General features: G+C 65.0%; 10 protein-coding genes. 5 read left to right on the top strand and 5 right to left on the bottom strand.

The genetic code is table 11. The features are described 5' to 3' along the window. Positions 1-96 precede the first annotated feature (96 nt). Together rpoH and PSUB009319_RS22575 are read right to left on the bottom strand one after the other, a co-directional pair. The gene (gene rpoH, locus PSUB009319_RS22580; RefSeq protein WP_124384402.1) at positions 97-1,026 is read right to left on the bottom strand and encodes an RNA polymerase sigma factor RpoH; all 930 of its coding nucleotides are present in this window, start codon (positions 1,024-1,026) and stop codon (positions 97-99) included. A 198-nt stretch (positions 1,027-1,224) separates the two neighbouring features. Then, positions 1,225-4,149, bottom strand: coding sequence for a sensor domain-containing diguanylate cyclase (locus tag PSUB009319_RS22575; protein WP_124384401.1), 2,925 nt, complete (start codon positions 4,147-4,149; stop codon positions 1,225-1,227). Positions 4,150-4,390: 241 nt separating this feature from the next. On the opposite strand from PSUB009319_RS22575, the gene PSUB009319_RS22570 reads away from it, so the two are divergent. Both PSUB009319_RS22570 and PSUB009319_RS22565 read left to right on the top strand, forming a co-directional pair. Further along, a complete protein-coding gene (locus PSUB009319_RS22570; protein ID WP_124384400.1) occupies positions 4,391-4,795 on the top strand; it encodes an OsmC family protein in 405 nt (134 codons plus the stop codon). Between the two features lie 18 nt (positions 4,796-4,813). Continuing rightward, positions 4,814-5,689 (top strand): pirin family protein, encoded by an 876-nt coding sequence (locus PSUB009319_RS22565; protein WP_124384399.1) that lies wholly within the window; start codon positions 4,814-4,816, stop codon positions 5,687-5,689. 8 nt (positions 5,690-5,697) lie between these two features. Here the strand turns inward: PSUB009319_RS22565 and ybiB are convergent, their stop codons facing one another. From ybiB to PSUB009319_RS22550, 3 genes are all read right to left on the bottom strand, one after another. Further along, positions 5,698-6,708, bottom strand: coding sequence for a DNA-binding protein YbiB (gene ybiB / locus PSUB009319_RS22560; protein WP_124384398.1), 1,011 nt, complete (start codon positions 6,706-6,708; stop codon positions 5,698-5,700). 301 nt (positions 6,709-7,009) lie between these two features. Next, entirely contained in the window at positions 7,010-8,242 is a 1,233-nt protein-coding gene (locus PSUB009319_RS22555; RefSeq protein WP_124384404.1) for a CmpA/NrtA family ABC transporter substrate-binding protein, read from the bottom strand. Between the two features lie 336 nt (positions 8,243-8,578). Beyond that, positions 8,579-9,217: an ANTAR domain-containing response regulator gene (locus tag PSUB009319_RS22550; protein ID WP_124384397.1), complete on the bottom strand. Its 639-nt coding sequence runs from the start codon at positions 9,215-9,217 to the stop codon at positions 8,579-8,581. 157 nt (positions 9,218-9,374) lie between these two features. On the opposite strand from PSUB009319_RS22550, the gene PSUB009319_RS22545 reads away from it, so the two are divergent. The 3 genes from PSUB009319_RS22545 to PSUB009319_RS22535 all read left to right on the top strand — a co-directional run bounded on the left by PSUB009319_RS22545 (position 9,375) and on the right by PSUB009319_RS22535 (position 11,276). Next, positions 9,375-10,076, top strand: coding sequence for a fumarylacetoacetate hydrolase family protein (locus tag PSUB009319_RS22545; RefSeq protein ID WP_124384403.1), 702 nt, complete (start codon positions 9,375-9,377; stop codon positions 10,074-10,076). A gap of 3 nt (positions 10,077-10,079) precedes the next feature. Then, positions 10,080-10,730: a maleylacetoacetate isomerase gene (gene maiA, locus PSUB009319_RS22540; protein WP_124384396.1), complete on the top strand. Its 651-nt coding sequence runs from the start codon at positions 10,080-10,082 to the stop codon at positions 10,728-10,730. Positions 10,731-11,021: 291 nt separating this feature from the next. Next, positions 11,022-11,276, top strand: coding sequence for a hypothetical protein (locus PSUB009319_RS22535; RefSeq protein WP_124384395.1), 255 nt, complete (start codon positions 11,022-11,024; stop codon positions 11,274-11,276). Positions 11,277-11,346: the final 70 nt, after the last annotated feature.

The raw sequence follows: 11,346 nt of genomic DNA, 5'->3' as shown, positions 1-11,346 counted from the left end.
CTCGCTGTACCTGTACATGAAAACACCCCAAAAGTTGGTGTCCAACTTTTGGGGTGCAGTTCAAAATCAGCGGGCTTTTCTTATTGCACGGGCAGCTTAGGCGAACGCCTGCAGCGCCCCCTTCATTTTCTTCATTGCAGCCGCTTCGATCTGGCGGATGCGCTCAGCCGATACGCCGAATTCGTCAGCCAGCTCGTGCAGCGTCGAGCCGCCCGATCCGTCATCGTTCACGTTCAGCCAACGGGCTTCGATGATGCGGCGGCTGCGGTCGTCCAGCTTGGCGAGGGCGGACTCGATCCCTTCGCTTTGCATGCGGTCGTTGCCACGCGCTTCAATCACGCGAGTCGGCTCGTTATGCGTGTCCGCCAGGTAGGCGATCGGGGCGAAGGATTCCTCACCGTCGTCCATCTGGCCTTCCAGCGCGATATCGCCGCCCGAGAGGCGCGTTTCCATCTCGCGCACCTCGGTGCCCTTGACGTTGAGTTCCGCCGCCACGGCGTCGATCTCGTCCGACGTGAAGGTCGCCTGCGCATCCTGCTTGTGGCTGCGCAGATTGAAGAACAGCTTGCGTTGGGCTTTGGTGGTGGCCACCTTGACCATGCGCCAGTTCTTCAGGATGTACTCGTGCATCTCGGCCTTGATCCAGTGCATCGCGTACGAGACGAGACGCACACCCTGATCCGGGTCGAAGCGTTTGACGGCCTTCATCAAGCCGATGTTGCCTTCTTGGATCAGATCAGCATGCGGCAGGCCGTAGCCGAGGTAGCCACGGGCGATCGACACCACCAGGCGCAAGTGCGAAAGCACCAGGCGACGGGCGGAATCGAGGTTGTCGTCATCGCGGTACTCGCGGGCCAGACGCTGTTCTTCTTCGGCTGAAAGCATCGGCACCCGGTTGACGCTCTGGATATAGGCGTCGATGTTGCCCAGGTTGCCGGGGAACGCCAGCGCCCATCCATTACCGGCGTTGCCGGACGGCTGGGTGGCGGTTGCGGAAACGGTATTCACGGGGATGACTGCGTTCACTCAGGACTCCTGTCGAAATCCAGTGGAGATTTGAAAAGGCATCTTAGCACTCCAGCCGGATGAGTGCTAATAGGACATTTTTGTCCGGTTAATAGTTCCTGTGCATCAGGATGATTTTTTGATAGCGTGACGTTTGCGCCGCGGCAATCACCGTGGCGCACCCAGTCATAGACCAGCGCCGGCGGTATCGGTTCTTGACTATGCCGCCGTGTTACGGCCGCGTGACTTGGCCCAGTAAAGTGCGCGATCGGCCTCGCGCAAGGCGACGTCGGGGTCGCGCACTTCGGAGCCTGGGCAGGCAACGCCGACGCTTGTCGTGACCTGCAGGACCGTGTTGCCCGGCAGGCTGATCGACGGACGGATCGCGCTGACGATTTTCTGAGCGGTATGCAGTGCATCATCCGGTGCGTCGAGGGGGTCGAGCAGGATGATGAATTCGTCACCTGCGAGGCGGGCAACAGTGTCGGTGCGGCGCACGGCGCGTTGCAGGCGATGCGCAACCTCCACCAGCACCGCATCGCCGGCGGCGTGGCCGTAGGTGTCGTTGATGTGCTTGAAGTGGTCTATGTCCAGATACAGCACGCCCAGCGGCGCGGGCTGACGCTGGCGACGCTCCAGCGCGGCGCGCAGGCGTTCGTAGAGTTCGTAGCGGTTGGGCAGGCCGGTGAGGGCGTCAAAGCGTGCCATGCGCGAGAGCTCCATCTCGCTGCGCTTGGCTTCTGTTACGTCCTGCACGAAGGCATAGAAGCCACAGCGGCTGGCTCCGCAGTCGCAATCCGCAGCATCGGGGACGAGCTGGCCGCGAAAATGCCGCGTGCGGCCGCGTGCGCCGCGGGCGTGCGGCTTTTCGTACCAAGGCGCGGTGATCTCGAATTCGACCGATTCGCCTCGCTGTGCGCGCACCAGATACGGCGCGAGCAGCGCGTATGTGCCCGGCGTGAAGACCTTGTCCGGCGTCTGGCCGCAGACTTCCTCGGGCGTGCGCTGCAGCCAGCGCGCATGCGTGACGTTGCAGAACGTGAAGATGCCCTCGGGGTTGATGTGCGACACCAGCAGCGGTGCGTTGTCGAGCACCAGCTTGAGCGCGCGTTCGCTGCGCCCCAGGGCCAGCTCGGCGGTGGTGCGGGCAGTGAGGTCTTGCAGCACCGAGAAATAGCCGCGCAGCGTGCCGCGATCGTCGTAGTCAGGAAAGTAGTGGCCGCTCAGGTAGCGTGGCACGCCGGTACGCATGGAGGTGATCTCGAACTGCACGGGGTAGCCCGCCAGCACTTCGGTCATGTAGGGCAGCAGCGTGCGGTAGTCCTCGGGGGTGTAGATATCGCGCACGTGGCCGCCGAGCATCATGTCTTCAGTGCGGCCGAAGGCTTCGAGCAGCGTACGGCTGGCAAAGCGGACGATGCCGTCGGGGTCGACATAGCTGAGCTGCGCGGGCACGTTGTCGGCCACCAGGCGCAGTTGTTCGCGGCTGGCGCGCAGCGCGTCGCGGCGGCGCTCGAGGCTTTCGTTGGCGGTACGCAGCGCACGCTCAGACGCGGCCAGCCGGTTGGCAAATGGCCGCACCGTCAGGCGGATCGCCAGCACGCTGCCGATCATCAGGCACAGCATGAACGCCGCCAGCCGTTCAAACTGCGCGCGCATGGGGGCGTACAGCTCGGCGCTGGCGATTTTGCTGATCAGCGCCAGCCCCGTGTGGCCGATGGGCGTGTAGCTGAACGACGTCGGCATGCCGTGGATGTCCTGCCATTGGCCATACCCCGCTTGGCCGGCCAGGGCCAAGCGTGACGGCAGCGGCCGGTAGTCGACCGTGAGCGGCGGCAGCTCGAACACATACGCATCAAAGCGCTGCGGAAACGACATTGCCTTGCCGCGCGCATCAAAGCCCGACATCGCCAGCGTTTCCGTCAGGCCGGCGCCGTGCTTCCCGGTGTAACGGGCGGTCATGTGGGCGAGTGGCTGCTCGGCGACGAGCCAGCCGATCTGCGTGCCATCGGTCACGACAGGCGTTTCGGTGCGCATGGCAAAACCGTCTACCCATTGCAGCGTGACGCGTTCGGGCGCAAGGCCGGCGTGCAGTGCAATCGACAGCGCGGGTTTGGGCGTCTGCGTGCCCAGGCTGACAATGCCCTCGCCCGCCAGCGTACGCAGTTGCAGGTACGAGTAGCCTTGCTCCCGGTACGCCTGCAGCGCGCCCTCGCTGCGCAGGCGCGCCGCGTTGTCGGCGGGATGGCGCAGGACTTCCTGGATGTGCGTGGCGGCGGCCACCAGGCGCGGGCTTTGCGCGCGCATGGTCAGGAGTTGATCGAGTTCCTCGGCGTAACTGGCCAGTGCGCGCGTCCGCGTCATGCCGAACGTCACGCTGGCGCTATCCACCTGAATGATGAACGCCGTGACGGTCGCCCCCAGGCCGGCCAACAGCACGCAGCCGCCGCTGATCCAGACGATGGTGTCTTCCGGCGATAGCCTCAAGCGCAGCAGGCCAGGATGCCGCGCCAGTGCCACGCACAGCACACCGGTCACTACCAGCAGCGTGCAGATGGCTGCCACATCCGACGCGTGCCAGCGCAGCCAGGCGGGATAGAGGTATTCGAGCGCCATGGCGCGGCCAAGCAGATCGCCCGCGCAGAGCAGTATCGCCAGACCGGCCAAGCCCCATAACCATCGCGCGCGGTGCGGCTTGGGCAGCGTGGGCACGAGGCTCAGCGCCGTCGACGTGGCAACCATTGCCAGCGCGTGGCTGGGGTGCATGCCGCCAATCCATCCGGTTATCCATTGGCGATCCAGCCACATGTGCACGCCCGGGAAATCCAGCCCGATCGGCCATCCCGAGACCACCTCGGCCAGCCGCAGCGTGGACAGCACCGCCACCGCGCCACCCAGCCCGCGCGCAACCGGGTCTGCCCAGCGCACGCTTGGCCGTACCGTGCCGATGATCAGCGCGCCCAGGGCCGAGCCCAGCAGCGCCAGGTTGATCCCTGTAGCAAACACCATCAGCAGGCGGTCCGTGCCCAGCTTCACCGCCCACGGCCAATGCCGCAGCCAGCCGGCCATCACGGTCAGCCCGACAAGGATGAGGAGAAAGCCGATGCCGCCGGCAATGGCGACAAGCGGCCGGCGAGGAACCATGCGGATGAGGCGTAAGCGGGGCGGTTTCAGGGCGGATGTCTTCTAACCGGAAGATCGGCGGAAAACCGCGCTACTTGAGCGTTTTCACGCCAATGGGTGGGCTGAATTGTCATGTCTGCAATGTGGAGTGATCTAAGCGCCGGTTGATGCGATGCAGGCCGCACCTCCAGCGGCTTCCCGTGCCGTCGCGTAAGTTGGCTACACTGCCCGGACATCGCTGAAATCGTTACAGGAGCCGTCAATGACCATCGTCGTCAGCAAGGACACCGAAGGCCTTTTCCGCCACAAAATCACCTTCCCCGAAGGTGTGGTCTACACCGACGTGCCCAAGCCGACGGGCGAGGGCAGCGCGCCCGACCCGCACGCCTACTTCGACGCAGCCCTGGCAAGCTGCAAGGCGCTGACCGTCACGCTTTATGCGCGCCAGCGCAAGTACCCGCTCGATTCGATCGACGTGGCCGTCGAGCACGACGGCAGCCAAGAGCGCCAGGGCCGTTACAAGCTGCGCACCGTGCTGACCCTGCACGGCGATCTGAGCGACGAGCAACGCGCCGACTTGCTGCGCGTGGCTGGCAAGTGCCCCGTTCACAAGCTGATGACCGAGGTGGAGATCAGCGTCGACACCGCGCTGGCAGAACGCGCGTGAGTTAAGGGGAACGCCACCATGACTTCCATTCAGCATCTCATTGGCCCGCACGTGCGCGATCTGGGCGGCTTCTCGGTCAAGCGCGTGCTGCCCTCGGCGGCGCGCCAGACGGTCGGGCCCTTCATCTTCTTCGACCACATGGGTCCCGTGGATTTCGCCCCCGGTGAGGGCATCGACGTGCGCCCCCATCCGCACATTGGACTCGCCACCGTTACGTATCTGTTTGACGGCAGCATGGTTCACCGCGACAGCCTTGGCAGCGTGCAGACCATCACGCCCGGCGACGTGAACTGGATGACCGCCGGCAACGGCATCGTTCACTCCGAGCGTTCGTCGCCCGAGGGGCGCGAAAAGGGCGCTCGCCTGCACGGCATCCAGACCTGGGTGGCGTTGCCGAAGGGGCAGGAAAAGGTGGATGCCAGCTTTGCGCACCACGCGGCCGATACGCTGCCCAAGCTCGATTGCCCAGGCGTGCAGGGCGTGGTCATTGCGGGCGATGCGTTTGGGCTGACGTCGCCGGTCAAGGTGAGTTCGCGCACACTGTATGTGGCGCTGGAGTTGGCGGCCGGCGCGTCGCTGGTGATTCCGCCCGAGCATGCAGACCGCGGCCTGTATCTCGTGGAAGGCGCCGTCACCATCGACGGTGAAACGCTCGACCCGCAGCACCTGGCAGTGCTCGAACCGGGCGGCGACGTGACGCTGACCGCGCAGGTGTCGTCACGCGTGATGTTGCTGGGCGGCGACCCGACGGATGGCCACCGCCACATCTACTGGAACTTCGTCGCCAGCGACAAGGCCGACATCGAAGATGCCAAGCAGCGCTGGGAGAATGACACCTTCACCCACGTGCCCGGCGAGACGGAGCGCATTCCTCTGCCGTCCAAGTCAGGCTGAACGATCGATCAGGCAGCCCGCGCCGGCCGTGCACACCGCACGATCGCGCGGACCTGCTTGGCGATCGGCACCGGCACCGGCTGCGTGCCGTCGAGCACCGCTGCAATCCACCGCGCCGTTGCCGCCACGTCTGTCCCCACCGGCAATTCAGGCGGCGCATCGCTCGACCCTTCCACCGCCTCGATCACCGTTTCGTGTGTGCCATCGTGCAGCCACTCGACTGCACTGCCGCGCCGCGCATCGGCCACCGCCTCGCCTTCGGTGCCGCGTGCCAGCAGCACGTTGGCGGGGTGGCGCAGGAAGTAATCGGTGAGCGTGTCGCGGTATTCGGGGTGCGTGTAGCTGACCAGGCGCAGCGCCTCGTGTGGCGCGTGCCCACCGATGGGTTGCAGCATCTTCACCACCGTGTGTGCAGAGTTGCGCAGGCCGACGATCTCGCGCTTGTCGAGCAAGGCCGTCAGCTCGGGTGACAGCACGTCGATCGGCACGTAGGCGAGACGTTTGTCCTCCAGCCGCTCGCGGGCGTCATCCATGTTTTCGCAGACGGGCCAGCCGAGCGCGTCGAACAGCGCGGCCGTGGTGATGCGCCCGTCGAAGCGGCGGATGCCATGCACGAGCACCGGCACGCCCTCGCGGGCGAGCAGCGTGGCCAGCAGCGGTACCAGGTTCGGCTGGCGGCGCGCACCGTTGTAGCTCGGGATGACCACCGGCAGAGCGTGGTCAGGCGTATCCGGCGCAGGCAGCGGGCGGCAATGCGCATGCGCGGCTTCCAGCATGCCGTCGAGTTCCTCCGGCGTTTCACCCTTAATGCGATAGGCCATGAGGATTGCGCCGAGCTGCACGTCGGCCACGCGGCCTTCCAGCATGGCGGTGAACAACGCCCGGGCGTCGAGCTTGACCAATGCACGGGCGCCGTCTGCGCCACGGCCGATTTCCTTGATGAAGCGGGCAGCGGGGAAGGGGCCGTTAGTGACGGCGTCTTCAGTGGCGCCTTCAGGGAGGATGGGGGGAGCGGGCATGGGGTTGGTGCAAGGTTATTGGCGTGGGGTTGATCATAGCGCTGTGGGTTTGGCGTGGGCGCTGGGGTGGTGTTTTTGTTGGTGGTGCATCCCTGGTTTCATCCCCCGCCGGGGCCGGCTCACTTTCTTTGTCTTGCGTGCCAAATAAAGTAAGCAGAGAAGGGCGCCGTCCTGGACAGGAAAGTCAACCGCCAAACCGTTGGTCTGCATGTTCCGTCAGGCGCTTGATGTGGCGCGTGGCACCGGCGGCAGGTTCCATCAATGGGAAGAGCCGCAGTCAGAAGCCCGGAAGCGGGCGGCGTCAGGCTTTGAGCTTGAAGCCGTCAGCGTACGCGGCCGGGTTCTTCGCGTCCCACACCACGCCGTCGATCAGCTTGGCCGTGCGCATATCGCTTTGGGGCAGTGGTGTGCAGGTGGCGGCCGCGGCCTGCTTGAAGATGTCGATACGGTTGACCTGCCTGGCGACGGCCAGGTAGTCCGGATGCGTTTTCAGCAAGCCCCAGCGCTTGTGCTGCGTTAGGAACCACATGCCGTCCGACAGATACGGAAAGTTGACCGTGCCGTCGTGATAAAAGCGCATCGGGTCCGGGTCGTCCCACGTCTTGCCCAGGCCATTTGTGTAACGGCCGAGCATGCGATCCAGAATGATGTCCATATCGGTGTTGACGTAGGACTCGGCGGCGATGGTCTGCGCCGTCTTGCGGCGGTTCGACGCCGATGCGTCGATGAACTTCGATGCCTCCAGCACCGCTGCCGTCAATGCGCGTGCGGTGTTCGGATACTTCTGCACGAACGCCGCCGCGGTGCCGAGCACCTTCTCAGGGTGGTTCTTCCAGATGGCCTGTGTGGTCTCGGCGGTAAAGCCGATGTTCTCGGCAATCGCGCGGGCCCCCCACGGCTCGCCTACGCAGTAGCCGTCCATGTTGCCCACGCGCATGTTGGCGACCATCTGCGGCGGCGGCACGGTAATCGCCTTGGCGTCCTGCAGCGGGTGGATGCCGTGCGCGGCCAGCCAGTAGTACAGCCACATCGCGTGCGTGCCGGTCGGGAAGGTCTGCGCGAACACATAATCGCGTTTGTCCTTTGCCATCACCGCTTTCAACGACGCACCATCGCGCACGCCGGCGTCCTTGAGCCTAGACGACAACGTGATCGCCTGGCCGTTGTTGTTGAGCGTCATCAGCACGGCCATGTCCTTCTTCGGGCCGCCAATGCCGAGTTGCACGCCGTAGATCAACCCATAGAGCACGTGTGCCGCATCCAGGTCGCCTGACACCAGCTTGTCGCGCACGCCTGCCCACGACGCCTCTTTGGATGGCGTGATCTTGATGCCGTGTTTCTTGTCGATGCCGAGCGTGGACGCCATCACCACCGACGCGCAATCCGTGAGCGGGATGAAGCCGACCTTCAGTTCGGTCTTCTCGGGCGCATCGGAGCCGGCGGCCCACGCACCGGCGCGCACCAGCGGATCGATCAAAGCCACGGCACTACCTCCAAAGATTGTGGTTGCGGTGGTCGCCGCCGCTTGCAGGATCTGGCGGCGCTTGGGGTGGGTCTGGAGCCGCCATCCATGCCGCCAAAGAGAAGGCGTCCCGACGCGCGCTGCCCCCGTCTGCAAGACGGTTCGCAACGCAATGCATCGGGACGCCGTTGCCCCATGCCAATACCCATGTTGACGTTGGCTTGCCTGTGGTTCTCGCAAGGGGTATGCCAACGTTGCGGCGCCGAATGTGGTGCACGGCGTTCGGAGCTTCAGACCCGGCACGTGCGGGTCTGAGCGGCATCTTCTGGGCGGGCGGTGGCGCGCGACTGGTGCGTCGGCGGCGCCGGAATTGTGCGTTGCACCAGAACTGGGCAGCGCCCGACGGTTTCAGCCGGTCATCACATCGATCACGCGCTGGGCCGCTTCCACCAGCCTGATGTTGCGGTCCATCGCCATCTTGCGCAGACGCTTGAAGGCGTCGTCTTCCGGCAGGTTCATCTGCTTCATGAGCAAGCCCTTGGCGCGTTCGAGTACCTTGCGCTCGGCCAGTTGCGTCTTGGCGCTGTCCAGCTCGGCACGCAGCGCGCGGTCGCGCTCAAAGCGGGCGTAGGCGACGTCGAGCACCGCCTTCACGCGCGTGGGCTTGATGCCGTCGACGATGTACGCGGTGATGCCTGCCGCGAATGCCGCCTTGATGCGCCTGGCGTCGTCGTTGTCGGTGAACAGCACGATGGGGCGCGGCGCGTGCTGGGTGGCCACGCACACGTGCTCGATGGTGTCCCGCGCGGCGGATTCCGACGCGATGATCACCATGTCGGGCTGCGCCTGCGCGATGCGCTCGGGCAGGGTGAGGTCGGCGTCGGCCAGCCCCACATCCACAAAGCCGGCGTCCGCCAGACCGGCGCGGATCAGCTCCAGGTTGATCTGTTGGGCATCCAGCGGGTCGCGCACCAGCAGCACGCGCATCGGCGCGCCCGGGTGGGCGGCGGCAGGCGAGGCAGATGTGGCGGGCGGTTTCACGTGCATGGTGCAAAGTGGGGCAAGGTGCACACTTAACGCAAGAACCGCGCCGACCCAGTGCAGGTGTATTCTCGCAACTCGGTCGCCGGGGGGCGGTGGCCGTGTCCCCGTCAGTTCTTGTTTCATTCCAGCTTAGTCCGAGGAGACCTGCATGACCGCTCATGTGACCGAATTCGTCGTCACCCCGCCCGCCGTCAATGGCATTCCCGTCCGAGGCGGGCAAGGCCAGTTTCCGGTGCGCCGTGTGTACTGCGTCGGCCGCAACTACGCCGCCCATGCCCGCGAGATGGGTTCCGACCCCGACCGCGAGCCGCCGTTCTTCTTCTGCAAACCGGCTGATGCCGTGCGCTACGTCCCGGACGGCGAGACCGGCCAGTTCGTCTATCCGCCCGAAACCCGCGATTGCCACTACGAGATCGAACTCGTGGTCGCCATCGGCACGGGCGGCCGCGATATCGCCGTGGAAACGGCAGCCAACCACATCTACGGTTATGCAATCGGCCTGGACATGACGCGCCGCGACCTGCAGAACGCCGCCAAGAAGGGCGGCCGCCCGTGGGAAACCGGCAAGGCCTTCGACGGCTCCGCGCCCATCGGCCCGATCGTGCCGGCCAAGGATGTTGCGCACCCGGACAAGGGCGCCATCACGCTGTCGGTCAACGGCCGCGAACACCAGCGCGGTGATCTGTCGGACCTGATCTGGTCGGTGCCGGAAACCATTGCGTATCTGTCGCGCCTGTTTGAACTGCGCCCCGGCGATCTGATCTACACCGGCACGCCTGAAGGCGTCGGCCCCGTGGTGGTCGGCGACTTGATGGTCGGCAAGATCGACGGTGTGGGCGAACTCCATGTGAAGGTCATCTAAACCATGTCAATCAAGCTGTACAACTACTTCCGCAGTTCGGCGTCGTTCCGCGTGCGCATCGCGCTGGAGTTGAAGGGCCTGTCGTACGACTACGCGCCGGTGCACTTGCTCAAGGGCGAGCAACTGGCGCCCGACTTCGTCAAGCTGAACCCCGACGCGCTGGTGCCCGTGCTGTGCGACGGCACCGACGTGCTGAACCAGTCCCTGGCGATTGTCGAATACCTGGAAGAGACGCATCCCGAGCCCTCGTTGCTGCCAGGCTCGCCCAGCAACCGTGCGCACATCCGCGCGATTGCGCTGGCGATTGCGTGCGAGGTGCATCCGCTCAACAACCCGCGCGTGCTCAAGTATCTGAAGAACACGCTCAACGTGGAAGAGGATGCGCGCAACGAGTGGTATCGCCACTGGGTGCGGCTGGGGTTTGCGTCGCTGGAGACGCGCCTGTCGGCATCCCCGCTGACCGGCGCCTACTGCGTGGGCAACACGCCGACGCTGGCTGACGTGTGCCTTGTGCCTCAAGTGTTTAACGGCAAGCGCCTTGATGTGGCGGTGGAGGACTACCCGACGCTGGCTCGCATCTTTGAGCACTGTATGGCGCAGGAGGCGTTTGCGCGCGCGGCGCCTGCGGCGCAGCCGGATGCGGCATCAGCATAATCTGATTTCGTGGGCTGGTGGCTCGGCCGCAGGGTGGGCCTGCGTATAATCGCAACGCCTTCGCGCAATCGAAGGCCGGGTCTGGCGATCCGTGCATTACCTCATCCAGCGGAAGGCGTCGAGTATCGGTGGCCTTCAGCACTCGCTCGTCTGCACCATGGCGGGCCGGGTGAGGAGACCGAAAGGTCTGCCGGCTGCCTGGGTGGGCCGGTTCGCCAGCCTCGCCGTCGGGCCCGCCACCTCGTCTGGCGATGAGGTGTTGGGTCTCCATCAAACGCCCCAGGAGGCCGCATGCCTACTTCTCAATCTGCGCGAGCACTCGCGTCTTATCCCTCTCCACCAGTTCCCACGGTCTACCAATCCGGCGCTCTGCGCGCCCAGCGGTTTCTGCGGATCACGCAGCGCATGTTGTATCGGCATCGCAAGTTTCAGCCCGCGCTCTTGCGCGAAACGCTGGACTACGTGCTGGGTGCGCGGCCAATGGAATATCGGGCGGGGTTTCTCGATGCCATTGGCGCGTATGTGCTGCTTGCGCTGGTGTATTGACCCAGTGAAAACCTGCTCACGTCACAATAGGAGAAACGACGATGAGCACGAAGATGGAAGAAGACATCAA

The organism is Ralstonia sp. SET104, assembly GCF_003851545.1.
GTDB lineage: Bacteria > Pseudomonadota > Gammaproteobacteria > Burkholderiales > Burkholderiaceae > Ralstonia.
The sequence above is the reverse complement of the archived record's forward strand: the minus strand, read 5'-3'. Positions and strand labels throughout refer to the sequence as shown.

Bases quoted from the DNA above. Each gene is read 5' to 3' on its own strand.
- PSUB009319_RS22550 (WP_124384397.1), bottom strand. From the start codon at position 9,217: ATGCACGTGAAACCGCCCGCCACATCTGCCTCGCCTGCCGCCGCCCAC.
- PSUB009319_RS22575 (WP_124384401.1), bottom strand. From the start codon at position 4,149: ATGGTTCCTCGCCGGCCGCTTGTCGCCATTGCCGGCGGCATCGGCTTT.
- PSUB009319_RS22565 (WP_124384399.1), top strand. From the start codon at position 4,814: ATGACTTCCATTCAGCATCTCATTGGCCCGCACGTGCGCGATCTGGGC.
- ybiB (WP_124384398.1), bottom strand. From the start codon at position 6,708: ATGCCCGCTCCCCCCATCCTCCCTGAAGGCGCCACTGAAGACGCCGTC.
- PSUB009319_RS22570 (WP_124384400.1), top strand. From the start codon at position 4,391: ATGACCATCGTCGTCAGCAAGGACACCGAAGGCCTTTTCCGCCACAAA.
- maiA (WP_124384396.1), top strand. From the start codon at position 10,080: ATGTCAATCAAGCTGTACAACTACTTCCGCAGTTCGGCGTCGTTCCGC.
- PSUB009319_RS22535 (WP_124384395.1), top strand. From the start codon at position 11,022: ATGCCTACTTCTCAATCTGCGCGAGCACTCGCGTCTTATCCCTCTCCA.